General features: G+C 64.9%; 13 protein-coding genes, 2 tRNA genes and 1 pseudogene. 14 read left to right on the forward strand and 2 right to left on the reverse strand.

Annotated elements, in window-relative coordinates; translation table 11 throughout:
• Positions 1-37 precede the first annotated feature (37 nt).
• The 8 genes from AC0IX7_RS04155 (at position 38) to AC0IX7_RS04190 (ending at position 6,357) form a co-directional block, all read left to right on the forward strand.
• A tRNA-His gene (locus AC0IX7_RS04155) sits at positions 38-114 on the forward strand.
• Positions 115-227: 113 nt separating this feature from the next.
• Positions 228-1,277, forward strand: a complete 1,050-nt coding sequence (locus AC0IX7_RS04160) for a Leu/Phe/Val dehydrogenase (RefSeq protein ID WP_471810644.1) — start codon at positions 228-230, stop codon at positions 1,275-1,277.
• A gap of 220 nt (positions 1,278-1,497) precedes the next feature.
• Positions 1,498-2,223: a heme ABC transporter permease CcmC gene (ccmC, locus tag AC0IX7_RS04165; RefSeq protein ID WP_471810645.1), complete on the forward strand. Its 726-nt coding sequence runs from the start codon at positions 1,498-1,500 to the stop codon at positions 2,221-2,223.
• Positions 2,224-2,320: 97 nt separating this feature from the next.
• Entirely contained in the window at positions 2,321-2,767 is a 447-nt protein-coding gene (gene ccmE / locus AC0IX7_RS04170) for a cytochrome c maturation protein CcmE (protein ID WP_471810646.1), read from the forward strand.
• On the forward strand, positions 2,764-4,677 hold the full coding sequence (locus AC0IX7_RS04175) for a heme lyase CcmF/NrfE family subunit (protein ID WP_471810647.1): 1,914 nt from the start codon (positions 2,764-2,766) through the stop codon (positions 4,675-4,677). Before ccmE ends, AC0IX7_RS04175 begins: the two co-directional genes overlap by 4 nt.
• Positions 4,674-5,201 (forward strand): DsbE family thiol:disulfide interchange protein, encoded by a 528-nt coding sequence (locus AC0IX7_RS04180; protein WP_471810648.1) that lies wholly within the window; start codon positions 4,674-4,676, stop codon positions 5,199-5,201. The genes AC0IX7_RS04175 and AC0IX7_RS04180 overlap by 4 nt, the downstream gene beginning before the upstream one ends.
• 83 nt (positions 5,202-5,284) lie before the next feature.
• Entirely contained in the window at positions 5,285-5,716 is a 432-nt protein-coding gene (locus tag AC0IX7_RS04185; protein WP_471810649.1) for a cytochrome c-type biogenesis protein, read from the forward strand.
• Complete coding sequence (locus AC0IX7_RS04190) at positions 5,641-6,357, forward strand: tetratricopeptide repeat protein (protein ID WP_471810650.1); 717 nt, start codon at positions 5,641-5,643, stop codon at positions 6,355-6,357. The genes AC0IX7_RS04185 and AC0IX7_RS04190 overlap by 76 nt, the downstream gene beginning before the upstream one ends.
• Before the next feature lie 41 nt (positions 6,358-6,398).
• On the opposite strand, the gene AC0IX7_RS04195 is transcribed toward AC0IX7_RS04190, so the two are convergent.
• Both AC0IX7_RS04195 and ald read right to left on the reverse strand, forming a co-directional pair.
• Positions 6,399-6,533 carry a DUF3072 domain-containing protein gene (locus tag AC0IX7_RS04195; protein ID WP_471810651.1) on the reverse strand — a complete coding sequence of 45 codons (135 nt, stop codon included), beginning with the start codon at positions 6,531-6,533 and terminating at the stop codon, positions 6,399-6,401.
• A 134-nt stretch (positions 6,534-6,667) separates the two neighbouring features.
• On the reverse strand, positions 6,668-7,774 hold the full coding sequence (gene ald, locus AC0IX7_RS04200) for an alanine dehydrogenase (RefSeq protein ID WP_332795229.1): 1,107 nt from the start codon (positions 7,772-7,774) through the stop codon (positions 6,668-6,670).
• 127 nt (positions 7,775-7,901) lie between these two features.
• Between ald and AC0IX7_RS04205 the strand changes: the two genes are divergently transcribed.
• From AC0IX7_RS04205 to AC0IX7_RS04230, 6 genes and pseudogenes are all read left to right on the forward strand, one after another.
• Positions 7,902-8,342: an Lrp/AsnC family transcriptional regulator gene (locus AC0IX7_RS04205; RefSeq protein ID WP_471810652.1), complete on the forward strand. Its 441-nt coding sequence runs from the start codon at positions 7,902-7,904 to the stop codon at positions 8,340-8,342.
• A 243-nt stretch (positions 8,343-8,585) separates the two neighbouring features.
• Complete coding sequence (locus AC0IX7_RS04210; RefSeq protein WP_471813730.1) at positions 8,586-10,484, forward strand: potassium transporter Kup; 1,899 nt, start codon at positions 8,586-8,588, stop codon at positions 10,482-10,484.
• Positions 10,485-10,664: 180 nt separating this feature from the next.
• Positions 10,665-11,192, forward strand: a pseudogene (locus AC0IX7_RS04215) (2'-5' RNA ligase family protein).
• 66 nt (positions 11,193-11,258) lie between these two features.
• A tRNA-Met gene (locus AC0IX7_RS04220) sits at positions 11,259-11,335 on the forward strand.
• A gap of 181 nt (positions 11,336-11,516) precedes the next feature.
• A complete protein-coding gene (locus tag AC0IX7_RS04225; RefSeq protein WP_471810653.1) occupies positions 11,517-13,889 on the forward strand; it encodes an FdhF/YdeP family oxidoreductase in 2,373 nt (790 codons plus the stop codon).
• Positions 13,886-14,659 carry a formate/nitrite transporter family protein gene (locus AC0IX7_RS04230; RefSeq protein ID WP_471810654.1) on the forward strand — a complete coding sequence of 258 codons (774 nt, stop codon included), beginning with the start codon at positions 13,886-13,888 and terminating at the stop codon, positions 14,657-14,659. Before AC0IX7_RS04225 ends, AC0IX7_RS04230 begins: the two co-directional genes overlap by 4 nt.
• The last annotated feature ends 41 nt before the right edge of the window (positions 14,660-14,700 follow it).

Raw genomic sequence — 14,700 nt, forward strand, 5'->3', positions numbered from 1 at the left:
GGGGACCGACGACCCCGCTAGGGGCGACGCCTTCGCGGCGATCGTAGTTCAATTGGTTAGAGCGTCGGCTTGTGATGCCGGATGTTGCGGGTTCAAGTCCCGTCGGTCGCCCCATTATCTCAGTATTTTCGACGAGCCCCCGCACTGCGGGCGCTTTGGGCTGGTCAAACGCCCCAGAAAATAATATTTCGCCTCCCGGTAATTTTATTCCTCCTCAGGAGCCGGCGATGACAGCGGTTTGGGACCTTCCCGATTTCGACGACCACGAGGGCGTTCATGCCTTCACCGATCCCGAATCGGGCCTGCGCGCGGTAATTGCGCTGCACTCCACCAAGCTCGGGCCGGCAGCTGGCGGCACGCGCTTCTGGCATTATGCCGATAACGGTCGCGCGGTGACCGACGCGCTGCGCCTGTCGCGCGGCATGAGCTTCAAGAACGCGATGGCCGGGCTCGAGCTCGGCGGCGGCAAGGGCGTGGTCCTCGCGGCCAAGCCCGGCGATGTCATCACGACGGCGCAGCTCGAGGCGTTCGGCCGCGCGGTCGATTCGCTCGGCGGTCGTTACGTGACGGCGGAAGACGTCGGCATGTCCGAAGAGCGGATGAAGGTAATCGCTACGCAGACGCGCTACGTCTCGGGGCTGCCGGTCGCGAGCGGCGCTGCCGGCGGCGATCCCGGACCGTACACCGCGCTGGGTATCTATCTCGGCGTGAAAGCGGCGGCGGCTCGCGGCCTCGGCGCGACCGACATGAAGGGCGTGCGCGTCGCGATCCAGGGCGTCGGGTCGGTCGGCGGCGGGCTCGCGCGGTTGCTCGCCAAGGACGGCGCGGTGCTGACGCTGGCTGATGTCGACGAAGGCCGTGCACAGAAGCTTGCCGGTGAACTCGGCGCGACCGCGGTTGCGGCCGAGGCGATCCTGACGACCGAGGCGGATATCTTCAGCCCGAATGCGCTCGGCGCGATCCTGACCGAGATGTCGATCGCGGCGTTGAAGGCGAAGGTCGTTGCAGGCGGTGCGAACAACCAGCTGAGCGTGCGCGAGGACGGCGCGCGCCTGCATGCTCGCGGTATCCTGTACGCGCCGGATTATGTGATCAACGCGGGTGGGATCATCAACGTCGGTCTCGAATATCTGGGTCATGGTGACGAAGCCGAAGTGAAGGCACGGATCGCCCGTATCCCTGAGCGCCTGACCCAGGTCTGGGACGAAAGCGACCGCTCGGGCGAGCCGTCGTCGGACGTCGCGGACAGCATCGCCAAGCGCCTGATCGGTCGCTGAACCTAGGCGACCGTTGCTCGGGCCGAGGGCGCACGCTCCAGTTACTCCCGTCATCCTGACGAAAGTCAGGATCCAGAGTAACGGTACGTTGCCCTTTGCGGCTCTGGATCCTGACTTCCGTCAGGATGACGGCGTACGGGAGGGGCGCCCCCTCCCCGAGAAGCGAGGGGCTATAACTCCCGCGTGACGTCAGCGAATTAAGCCAATAAGGCTACATCCAGTGGCCACCTTACACGCCTTCGCAAATCCAGCGCGCTTTCTGCAGATCGCCAAGCCGTTGACTCCGTTGCTCTTCTGGCTCGGCGTCGCCTTCATCGTGCTCGGCTGCTGGGCAGGCCTGACGCAGACCCCGCCCGATTACCTCCAGGGCGAGACGGTCCGTATCCTCTACATCCACGTGCCCGCCGCGTGGCTCGGCATGGGCGGGTGGAGCGGGATCGCGATCTCCAGCATCATGTTCCTCGTCTGGCGCCACCCGCTCGCCAGCGTCGCCGCGCGCGCGATCGCGCTGCCGGGCGCGGTATTCGCCGCGCTCTGCCTGATGACCGGTTCGATCTGGGGGCGGCCGACCTGGGGAACGTGGTGGCAATGGGACGGCCGGCTGACCTCGATGCTGCTGCTGTTCTTCGTCTACCTCGGCTACATGGCGCTCGCGAAGGCCGATGCGGATCGAGGCGGCGACGGGCGCGTGCCGGCGCTGTACGGGATCGCCGGATCGGTGCTGCTGCCGATCATCCGCTATTCGGTGGTGTGGTGGAACACGCTGCATCAGGGGCCAAGCATCGGGCTGACCAAGTCGACGATCGACGGCTCGATCCTGTGGCCGCTGCCGATCATGCTGGCCGGCTTCACCTTCGCGTTCGCGGGGATCGTGCTGATGCGGATGCGGACGATGCTCGCCGTTGCGAAGACCGAAGCCCGCATGCGCAGGATGGCCAGAGCATGAACCCCTGGCCGTTCGTAACTGCCGCATATGTCGTGACGCTCGGTGGCGGTGCGATCCTCGCGCTACTGAGCTACCTCGCGATGCGGAAGGCCGAGAAGTGAAGGCCAAGCATCAACGCCTGACGCTCGCGCTGCTGGCGCTCGGCGCGGTCGTAGTTGCGGGCCTGCTCGCGCTGTCGGCGCTCAAGGACCAGGCCGCATTCTTCTACGCACCGTCCGACGTGCGCCGCGACGGCCTGCCGCTCGGTCGCGCGGTCCGGCTCGGCGGGATGGTCGAGAGTGGCTCGATCAAGCGTGCATCCGACGGAATCACCGTCCATTTTGTAGTCACCGACGGGCTGGCGACCACCCCCGTCGTCTTCGCCGGCATCGTCCCCGACCTGTTCCGCGAGAAATCGGGCGTCGTTGCCGAAGGCCAGTTCCAGCCGAACGGCAGCTTCGTCGCCTCGAACCTGCTCGCCAAGCATGACGAGAAATACATGCCGCCCGAAATGGCCGGCAAGATGCACGAAACCAAGACACTCGAACCGGACGCTAAGCAGTGATCGCCGAAGCAGGCCTCGCCGCGCTCTGGTTCGCGGGCGCGCTGGCGGCGTTGCAGCTGGTGATGGCGGCGATCGGCATCGCACGCGATCGTGACGACGTGGCGGCGGCCGTACGACCTGTGGCGATCGTTCAGGGGCTGCTTGCGCTGCTGGCGATGGCGCTCCTGATCGAGCTGTTCCTCGAGTCCGACATGTCGGTGAAGCTGGTTGTCGAGAACAGCCATTCCGCCAAGCCGTGGCTTTACAAGTTTGCTGGCGCATGGGGGAATCACGAAGGCTCGATGCTGCTCTGGGTGACGATCCTGGGGCTGGCCGGCGGGGCGGTCGCGATCTTCGAGCGCTCGCTTCCCGAACGCACGCTGACCGCGACGCTCGGCGCCCAGGCGACGATCGCGCTCGGCTTCTACGCGTTTCTGCTGTTCTCCTCGAACCCGTTCGCGCGGCTCAATCCGGCAGCGCCCGACGGCCTCGGGCTCAACCCGCTGTTGCAGGACCCCGGCTTGGCGTTCCATCCGCCGACGCTCTACACGGGGTATGTCGGCCTTTCGGTCGCCTTCTCGTTTGCCGTCGGCGCGCTCGTCACCCGCGACGTGGGACCGGCGTTCGCGAAGGCAATGCGGCCTTGGGTACTAATCGCGTGGATATTCCTGACGCTAGGCATCACCGCTGGCAGTTACTGGGCGTATTACGAGCTCGGCTGGGGCGGCTGGTGGTTCTGGGACCCAGTCGAGAATGCGTCCCTGATGCCGTGGCTCGCCGCGACTGCGTTGCTCCACTCGGTGACGGTTCTCGCGACACGCGACGGATTGCGTGCGTGGACGATCATGCTGGCGGTGGTCGCGTTCTCGATGTCGATGATCGGCACGTTCCTGGTCCGCTCGGGCATCCTGACGAGCGTCCACGCCTTCGCGGTCGATCCGGAGCGGGGCGCGTTCATCCTGGCGTTGCTCGCGATCTATATTGGCGGTGCGCTTGCGTTGTTCGCCGCGCGGATCGGCACCGTCCGTGCTGGCACGACCTTCGATCCGGTCAGTCGCGAAGGCGGGCTGGTCGCCAACAACCTGCTCCTTTCGGTAATCCTCGGGATCGTCCTGATCGGCACGCTCTACCCGATCGTCGCGGCGAGCTTCGACGTGCAGCTGTCGGTCGGCCCACCGTTCTTCAACAAGGCCGCGGGGCCGATCGCGTTGCTGCTGGTCGCGGTGATGGCGGTCGGGCCGTTGCTGCGCTGGCGGCGTGACGACGCAAAGGCGGTGTTCGGCCGTGTGATGCTGCCGATTGGCGCAACGGTCGCGGCCGCGCTTGCGCTGTTGTTCGTGTGGCCGGGTTGGCTCCCCTGGGCCGGGCTGTCGCTCGCCGCAGGGCTCGCTGTCGCCAGCGTCGCGCCGCTTTGGAAGCGAAATCTCAGGCGCACGCCGTTGTTTACCTACGGCATGGTCATCGCGCATCTCGGCATCGCTGTGAGCCTCGCGGGGATGGCGTCGGACAGCGCGTTTACCAAGGAAACGCTGGTCGCGGTGCGCTCGGGTGAACCAGCGCGGGTCGGGCCTTACACCGTGACGCTGGATGGAATATCGCCCGTGATCGGCGAAAACTGGTCAGCCCTCGAAGCACGACTCACCGCAACGCGAGGCGGCAGAGAGAGCATCTTGCGCCCGCAACTCCGCTTTTTCGCCAACCCGCCAACCAGCACCAACGAGTCCGCCATTCTGACGGTGCTCGACGGCCAACTCTATACCGTACTCGGCCAGCCGGATGGGCAGGGACGGTGGCAGCTTCGACTGTGGTGGAAGCCGTTCGTGACGTTGATCTGGTTCGGCGGCGTGCTGATCGCGTTGGGCGGGGCGCTGTCGCTGCTCGGCCGGGTGCGGCGTGAGCGACGTGCCGCAACACGGGCTGAATGGGCATGAAGCGGTTCGCACTCTGGGCACCGCTGGCGATCTTTGCGCTGCTGTTCGCGGTAGTAGCGAGCGGGCTGTTCCGGCCTGCCGAGAAGGTGGTGCGATCGGCGATGGTCGGCAAGCCGCTCCCCGATTTCGCGCTGCCCGCAATGGTCCCCGGCAAGCCGGGCCTGACCAGCGCGTCGTTCCGGCAGGGCAAGCCGCGGTTGCTCAACGTGTTCGCAAGCTGGTGCATCCCGTGCATCGCCGAGGCACCGCAGCTTATGCGGTTGAAGGCGATGGGCGTGCCGATCGACGCGATCGCGATCCGCGACACCGCGCCGGCGATTGCCGGGTTCCTCCGACGCAACGGCGATCCGTACGAGCGGATCGGCAGCGATCGGGCCAGCCAGGTGCAATTGGCGCTGGGCTCGTCGGGCGTGCCGGAGACGTTCGTGATCGACGGCCGCGGGATCGTCGTGAAGCAGATCATCGGCGACATCCGGCCGGAGAATGTCGCCGAGATCGCCCAGGCTGTGAAGGATGCGCGATGAGGAACTCGCACTTCATTCCCCTCCCGCTTGCGGGAGGGGTTAGGAGAGGGTTTTCTTCTCAGGGGCATCCGCGCGTTCGCGTCATGCCCTCCCCGGCCCTTTCGCTTGCGGGAGGGGAGCTGTTTGCGGCGCTGTTGCTTTGCGCTTCGCCGGCCGTCGCCCAACCTGTCACGCCGCCCGCGCATTATGCCAACGTTCAACTCGCCGACCCGACCAAAGAAGCCTCCGCGCGCGCGCTCATGGAGACGCTGCGGTGCCTTGTCTGCCAGGGCCAGTCGATCGCCGACAGCGATGCCGACATGGCGGCCGACATGCGGGCGCTGGTCCGCGAACGGATCGAACGCGGCGAGAAGCCCGCGTCGATCTGCGACTGGCTGATCGCCCGCTACGGTGACTATGTGACCTATGATCCGCCGCTGTCGGGGCTGACCTGGCCGCTGTGGCTCGCGCCGATCCTGCTGCTCGGCGTCGGCGGCTGGATCGCGCGGTCGAGTTTCCGGCGAAGGACACGCTGATGGGCTGGGTATGGCTTGCCGCGATCGGTGCGGGCGTCTTCGCGCTGCTCGCAGTGCTGAAGGTCGATCGACTGCTGTGGACGATGGTTGCATCGGCGTTGATGCTGGGCGCGGCGGGTTACGCGTTGCAGGGGCAGCCGGGGCTCGTTGGGCACCCCGTCACGACCGGTCTCGCAGCGACGCCCGACGATGGCGCGATGCTAGAACTGCGCGATCAGATGCTGGAGCGGTACACCGGAGCGGCTGCGTATCTGGTGGCGGCGGACGCGATGACGCGGATCGGCGATCGCCGTGCGGCGGTGCAGGTGTTGCTAGGCGGGATTCGGATCGCGCCGAAGAGCGTGGTGTTATGGACCGGACTCGCTAACGCGCTGTCCGCACACGATGCGAACCAGGTTTCCCCGCCGGCGCTGTTCGCGTTTCAACAGGCGACGCGACTAGCCCCGAAGCATCCGGCGCCGCCGTTCTTTCTGGGGCTGGCGTATGTCCGAGCAGGGGAGTTTGCGAAGGCTCGGCCATATTGGGCGAAGGCTTTGGCGCTAACCCCATCGGATATCTCGTATCGCGGTGAGATAGCAGTTCGACTGGCGTTGCTCGACCGATTGCTTGCTGCTCAGGACGCTGAAACGCCGCGCCAATAATCCCGTCATCCTGACTTACGTCGGGATGACGGGATGAAGGCTTACTGACCCCGGCCGGTCTTCGACTGCAGTTCGTCGATCTTCTTCGACGCATCCGCCTTGGTCAGCGTCTCGTCGAATTCCTCGTGCGCTTCCTCGGACAGCGTCTTGAGGTAGCTCGCCTGCGCACCGGTCATCTTCTCGTCGCCGGTGGTCCAGTCGTCGAGGTCCTTCTCGGCGTTCGAGAACGGTTCGGACTTGGGGTTCGGGGTGTCGGACATTGGAAATTCCTTTCCCCTGTCCAACACCCATGTTCCGTATCCGTTCCCTATCAGCCGGCCCAAGCTTCGTAAGGTAAACCTAGATCATCCGCGACCGCCTTGTACGCGATCTTGCCCTTGTAGACGTTCAGCCCGTTGGCGAGATGCGGGTCGGCCTTCATCGCCGCCTCCGCACCCAGATTGGCCAGCTTCAACGCGAACGGCAGCGTCGCGTTGTTCAGCGCGAACGCCGAGGTCCGCGCGACTGCGCCTGGCATGTTGGCGACGCAGTAATGGATCACGCCGTCGACCTCGAACACCGGGTCCTCGTGCGTCGTGGCATGCGACGTCTCGAAGCACCCGCCCTGATCGATCGCGATGTCGACCAGCACCGAGCCGCGCTTCATCGTCTTCAGCATCTCGCGGGTGACGAGCTTCGGCGCAGCGGCCCCCGGCACGAGTACCGCGCCGATCACCAGATGCGCGTTCTTGACCGCTGCTGCGATCGCAGCCTTCGAGGCGTAGGCGGTCTTGATCTGGCTGGAGAAGAACATGTCGAGTTCGGCCAGCCGATCGTTCGAGATGTCGTAGATCGTCACGTCGGCGCGCATGCCGACCGCCATCTGCGCGGCGTTGACGCCCGAGACGCCGCCGCCGAGGATCGCGACTTTGGCAGGTGCAACACCGGGGACGCCGCCGAGCAGGACGCCACGTCCGCCCTGCTCCTTTTCGAGATAATGCGCGCCGACCTGCACCGACATGCGGCCCGCGACCTCGGACATCGGCTTGAGCAACGGCAGCCCGCGGCGATTGTCGGTGACCGTCTCGTACGCGATGCAGGTCGCGCCGGACTTCATCAGCCCCTCGGCCTGCGGTTTGTCGGCGGCGAGGTGGAGGTAGGTGAACAGCAGGTGGCGCGGTTCGAGCATCGCGATCTCGCCCGGCTGCGGCTCCTTGACCTTCACGATCATGTCGGCGCCGGCGAACACCGCGGCGGCGGTCGGCAGGATCGTCGCGCCCGCGTCGATATAATCCTGGTCCTCGAAATCGATGCCCGATCCGGCCTGCGTCTCGACCACGACTTCGTGACCGGCCGCGACCAGTTCGGCGACCGATGGCGGGGTCAGGCCGACGCGATATTCGTGGTTCTTGATTTCCTTGGGGACACCGACGCGCATTGATTCCACTCCATTATCGTTTGCGCGATACTAGCGCGCCTTGGACGGGAAGGGTTCGCAAACTCGTTTCGATACGATAGCGCGTTTGCAAGATACGTGCATCCTTCGCCGTCGAAACGAGAAAATCTTGAGCATCACGATCGAACGCAGGATACTCGACCTGCTCGCTGCCAATTCCGACCTGACTAGCGCAGAGCTCGGCGACGCGGTCGGCCTCTCGGCGAGCGCCGCGCATCGGCGTGTCGCGCAACTGCGGGAGAGCGGCGCGATCACCGGCTACCGTGCAGTATTGTCGCGCGCGGCTCGCGGCGATCCGAGCATCGTCCTCGTCAACGTCACGCTCCGCGACCAGCGCAAGGAGACGATGGCGGCATTCGAGGCGGAGATCGTCGACTGCCCGCAGGTGGTGCAGTGCTTTTTGATGAGTGGCGAGGCGGATTACATGCTCCACGTCGAAATCCGTCACGGCGAGACGTTCGAACGCATCCACCGTGAGACGCTTTCGCAACTGCCGGGCGTGACGCGGCTGGCGTCGCATTTCGTGATCCGCGAAGTCGTCACCCGCTAGATGCCAGCGACCCTTCTCCCCTCCCTTCCAGGGAAGGGAGTAGAGTGTCGACACCTCTCTCTGCGCGCCACGATCAGCCTCGGTTAATCTACGCTAGCGCCCCGCCGTTGCCGCCCTCTACCCCTCATGCTAAATGCGCGCGCTTGGGGCACAGGGTGAAATCGGAAATTCGATGAAGATTGCTGCACTTCCGGGTCGATTCACCGTCCAGTGAGCGTCGACCAGACAGCCGCGGCCTCGACCGTGCCACCCGCCAATCTCGATCTCGAGACGGGACATCATCATTCCGACGGCATGCTGAAGCTCGCCTTCGGGGCGATCGGCATCGTCTTCGGCGATATCGGCACCAGCCCGCTCTACGCCTTCCGCGAGACCTTCGCCGGCCACCACAAGCTTGCGCTCGACGCGGCGCACATCATGGGCGTCATCAGCCTGATGTTCTGGTCGATGATGATCGTCGTGACGGTCAAATACGTCATCATCATCATGCGCGCCGACAACAAGGGCGAGGGCGGTAGCCTCGCATTGCTCGCGCTCGTCTCGGGCAAGACCAAGACAAAGCGCTGGAGCAAGGGCATCATCCTGCTCGGCGTGTTCGCGACCGCTTTGTTCTACGGCGACAGCATGATCACGCCCGCAGTGTCGGTGCTGTCGGCGGTCGAGGGCCTGGCCGTCGCCGCGCCCGCCTTTGCCGGCCTGGTGCTGCCGATCGTGATCGTCATCCTGATCGCGCTGTTCTGGGTCCAGAAGAGCGGAACCGCGCGCATCGGACTCGTCTTTGGCCCGATCATGCTGGTGTATTTCAGCGTCATCGCGGTGCTCGGTATCCTCAGCATCGTCCAGACCCCTGGCGTCCTCTGGGCGCTGTCGCCGCATTACGCGGTCGAGTTCTTCATCATCGATCCGGAGCGGGCATTCCTGGCACTTGGCTCGGTCGTGCTCGCGGTCACCGGCGCCGAGGCACTGTATGCGGACATGGGGCATTTCGGGCGCAAGCCGATCGGCCTGTCATGGCTGTTCTTCGTGCTCCCCGCGCTGATTCTGAATTACATGGGGCAGGGCGCGCTGCTGTTCCGTGATGGCCAGGCCGCGCTGGTCAGTCCGTTCTACAATCTCGCCCCCGAAAGCCTCCAGCTGCCGCTCGTCATCCTCGCGACGATGGCCGCGGTGATCGCGTCGCAGGCGGTGATCTCGGGCGCGTTCTCGGTGACGCAGCAGGCGATCCAGCTCGGCTTCATCCCGCGCCTCCGGATCGAGCACACCAGCGCCTCAACCGCCGGCCAGATCTACATCCCGCTCGTCAACGGCGCGCTGATGGTCATGGTAATCTTGCTCGTGCTGTTCTTCCGCACCTCGTCGAACCTGACGAGCGCCTACGGGATCGCGGTCACGGGCGCGATGTTCATCGACACGTGTCTGCTCGGGGTGGTGCTGTTCCGCCTGTGGAACTGGCCGAAGATCGCGGCTATTCCACTGCTGGCGATCTTCTTCACCGTCGACGGCGCTTATTTCGCGGCGAACCTCACCAAGGTGCCCGCCGGCGGGTGGTTCCCGCTGCTGGTCGGCTTCATCATCTTCACCTTCCTGACGACCTGGTCGAAGGGGCGGCAGCTGATGATCGACCGGATGCACGAGGCGGCGATGCCGATAAAGGTGTTCATTGGCTCTGCGGCAAGCTCGGCCTCACGCGTGCCGGGAACGGCTGTCTTCATGACCTCGACCGCGGACGGCGTGCCGCATGCGTTGCTCCATAACCTCAAGCACAACAAGGTGCTGCACGAGCGCGTCATTCTCCTCACCGTGAAGATCGTCGGGCAGCCTTACTGGCCCGCCAACGATCGTGCGGTGCGCGAGGAGCTTGGCGACGGCTTCCATCGGCTCGTGCTGCGCTACGGCTTCATGGAGGACGCCGATGTGCCCGCGGCGTTGCGCCAGGTCCATACTTGCGGCGCGGACTTCAAGATGATGGACACCAGCTTCTTCCTGTCGCGCCAGACGCTGCTCGCGTCGGACAAGCCCGGGATGATGCTCTGGCGCGAAAAGCTGTTCGCGTGGATGCTGCGGAATGCAGAAAGCGCGATGGAATTTTTCCGCTTGCCGACCAATCGCGTCGTCGAACTCGGCAGCCAGGTCGAGATTTGAACACGCTGTAACCCCACCACTCGCTGCCGTAAGCGCATTGGGTGCTCGGGTGTGATCAAACACGCACATCCCCGGCGAAGGCCGGGGCCCAGTTGGAAAGGTCGTGGTAACGGAGCGCGGCCTACGTCAACAACGTTTCCCAACTGGACCCCGGCCTCCGCCGAGGAGGGATTGAGCATAATGGGAAACACCCCGCAAGTGACCGAAGTAGCCCCGATCATCGTCACCGCCTTGTTTGGTCGCCAGGATACCGCGTTCTTCGATCTCTATGCGTCGCGAGCATTTCCCGCCCGAGCGCAACCAGCTCGACGCGCATCTGACTCTGTTCCATCACCTGCCGCCCTCGGGCCTCGCCGAGCTCAAGCACCGGCTCAACCAGGAAACGCGCGGCATCCGTGCCCCACAGGCGCGTGTGGGCGGCCTGATGTCGCTTGGCCGCGGTGTCGCCTACCGTATCGAATCCCCGACCTCGTCGGCATTCGCGCGCGGCTCGCCGACGCGTTCACCGGCATGCTGACGCCGCAGGACGCGGGCGGCTGGCGTCCGCACGTCACGATCCAGAACAAGGTCAGCCCGCAAATCGCGAAGCTCCTGCTCGCCAATCTACAGCGCGATTTCAGCCCGCGCGACGTCGAAATCGCCGGTCTGGGCGCATGGTGGTATCGCGGCGGACCGTGGGAAGCGATTTCCCGGCATATGTTCGCTTGACCGTCTGGAAACCGCTTCCTATAGGCCGCGCCTCGCAGGGAAGAATGCTTCCCTGACGGACGGTACGGCGAAGTAGCTCAGTTGGTTAGAGCACGGGAATCATAATCCTGGGGTCGGGGGTTCAAGTCCCTCCTTCGCTACCATTTCGGACCTGGCGCAAGGCGCCGCCGGCATATTACCCGCAGACCGACGCAAGCGATCACCAACTGCGGGAAACTCGTCTTCGCAATCGCAAAATGCGCTTCTATTGCCTTGGGTTAATGGTCAGCCTGTGTGCCGTATTTCGAGCGCACGCGTCGGCCCGGCCTTACGGGAGATACGAGTATGCGTGACAAACGCCCTGATGGGATCGCCGATTATACGGGTCCGGCCGGCGGCTGGGGAGCGCTGAAAGCGGTCGCCGTCTCGCTGAAGGCGCAGCAGATCGTCGTGCGTGGCGGCCAGACTTTGCTCAAGTCGAACCAGCCGGACGGCTTCGATTGCCCGAGTTGCGCCTGGCCCGACCCGAAACATACCTCCTCGTTCGAATTCTGCGAGAATGGCGCGAAGGCCGTTGCGTGGGAATCCACCGCGAAGACGATCGGCGCGGAGTTCTTTGCCAAGCACAGCGTGTCGGACATCTGGAAGCAGAGCGATCACTGGATCGAGGATCAGGGCCGCGTCACCGAGCCGCTCCGCTACAACGCCGCGACCGATCACTATGAGGTCGTGAGCTGGGACGAGGCGATGCGCGGGATCGGTGCGGGCCTTGCCGCCGTGCCGGACCCGAACCAGGCGGAATTCTACACCTCGGGCCGCTGCTCGAACGAGGCGGCGTTCCTGTTCCAGCTGTTCGTCCGGATGTACGGCACCAACAACTTCCCCGACTGCTCGAACATGTGCCACGAGGCGACCTCGGTCGGGCTGCCGAAGTCGATCGGGATCGGCAAGGGCACCGTAAGCCTCGAGGATTTCGATCACGCCGACCTGATCCTGTCGATCGGCCACAACCCCGGCACCAACCATCCGCGGATGATGGCGACGTTGCGCGAAGTGTCGAAGCGCGGCGGCAAGATCATCGTCTTCAATCCGCTCAAGGAACGCTCGCTCGAACGCTTCGAATCGCCACAGTCGGTGGTCGAAATGGCGACGATGTCGGCCACCCTGATCGCCAGCAGCTATTACCAGGTAAAGGTCGGCGGGGACGCGGCGGCGCTGAAAGGCATTGCCAAGGCGCTGATCGCACTCGACGAGGCCGCGAAGGTGTCGGGTGGCGAGCCTGCGCTCGACCACGCGTTCATCGCCGAGCATACCGCCGGACTTGACGACTACATCGCCGACCTCGCGACCACCGAATGGGCGGACATCGAACGCTCCAGCGGGCTTTCGCGCACTGACCTGGAAGAGGTCGCACTTGCCTATTCGAAGTCGAAGGCGGCTATCTGTTGCTACGGCATGGGCGTCACGCAGCACCGCACCGGCACCACCAACGTCCAGCAGATCGCCAATCTGCTCCTCCTGCGTGGCAACATGGGCAAGCCGGGTGCGGGCATCTGTCCGCTGCGTGGCCACAGCAACGTGCAGGGCGACCGCACCGTCGGCATCACCGAGCGGCCGATGCCGATGCTGCTTGACAACATGCGCGACGTCTTCGGGTTCGAGCCACCGCGTGAGCACGGCCATTCGGTGGTCGAGAGCATCGCTGCGATGCGCGACGGCAAGGCCAAGGCGATCGTCTGCCTCGGCGGCAATCTTGCGATCGCCTCGTCCGATCCGCAGGCCTGCGCGGAGGGCTTCCGCAACCTCGATCTTGCCGTGCACATCACCACCAAGCTCAATCGCACGATGCTGTTGATGGCGAAGTCGACCTATATCCTGCCGTGTCTTGGCCGGACCGAACTCGACATGCAGGCGACCGGCCAGCAGGCGGTGACGGTCGAGGATTCGATGTCGATGGTCCACGCCTCGCGCGGCTTCCTGATGCCGCCGGGCGAGAACGTGAAGTCGGAGATCTGGATCGTCGGTGAGATCGCCAAGGCGGCCTTCGCCGTCAAGGGCCGCGCGCCGATCGCAATCGACTGGGATGCCTATGTCGGCGACTACAGCCTGATCCGCGACAAGATCGAAGCGGTGTTCCCCGCGTTTGCCGATTACAACGCGCGCATCCGCAAGCCGGGCGGCTTCCACCTCCCGAATTCGGCGGCGATGCGTGAGTGGAAGACGGACAGCGGCAAGGCCAACTTCATTGTCACCCAGGGCGTGGAGAAGGACGAGAGCGCGGGCGATCCGACCGTCTTGCGGCTCACCACGCTGCGCGCGCATGACCAGTACAACACGACGGTCTACAGCCTCGACGATCGCTATCGCGGGGTGTTCGGACGTCGCGACATCCTGTTCATGAACGAGCGCGACATGGCACGGCTGGGGCACAAGGAAGGCGACGTCGTCGATATCGCCACCGCGCTTCAGTTCGCGCGGCCCGATCGCGTCGTCCAGAAGCTGATGCTGGTCCGCTATGCACTGCCCGATGGCTGCGTCGCGTCCTATTACCCCGAGACCCAGCCGCTGATCGCACTCGAGGATCACGATCCACAGAGCTTCACGCCTTCCTACAAATCCATTCCGGTGACCGTCCGTCCCGCGGCGGCCGACATGGGTTCGGATCGCGGCGTGGTGCGTGCCGGGATCGTCGGCCAGAAAAGCAAAATTGACGCATGAGCACCGGTTACACGTCGACGATCGACACCTACGCTACCCTCGCCGCGACCAAGGCGGAGGCGCTGCGGCGCTCTCCGGCAGGGTTCTTCGCCGGCGCGATCCTTGCGGGCACGTATATCGGCATCGCGATGATCCTCGCGCTCAGCACCGGGTCGGGGCTCGAACCGGGCGTGCGCCCGCTGGTGATGGGGGCGACCTTCGGGTTGGGGCTGATCCTGACCGTGTTCGCGGGCGCCGAACTCTTCACCGGCTATGTGATGTATCTTGGCTTCGGTCTGGCCAAGCGAACGATCACCGTCGCGGACGCGGTGAAGCTGACCGTCGTCGTCTGGATCGGTAATCTCGTCGGCGGTGTGGTGCTGTCGCTCGTGTTCGCGGCGGGCGGGGGCGGCGCGATCTTCGCCAACGCCGATGCGATGTTCCATGGCTATGTCCAGCACAAGGTGTCCGTCGATGCGACCGCGCTGCTGGCACGTGCCATCCTCTGCAACTGGCTCGTCTGCCTCGCGATCTGGACGGCGGCCCGCATGACCGGCGATGCCGCCAAGTGCATCGGCATGGCCTGGATCCTGTTGGCCTTCGTAGCGGCCGGGTTCGAGCACTCGGTCGCCAACATGACCGCACTGACGCTCGGGCTGCTCGTCCCGAACGCTTCGATCGATATTGCGGGCGTGATCCGCAACCTCGCGATCGTCAGCCTCGGCAACATCATCGGCGGGCTGGTGTTCGTCGTCGGGGCTATCTCGTTGCGGCCAAGACCGATGTCGTGACGGCCACCAAGTGACGCCTGCTTCGACTAGCCGCATCGTCT

Source organism: Sphingomonas sp. AC411, assembly GCF_979253035.1.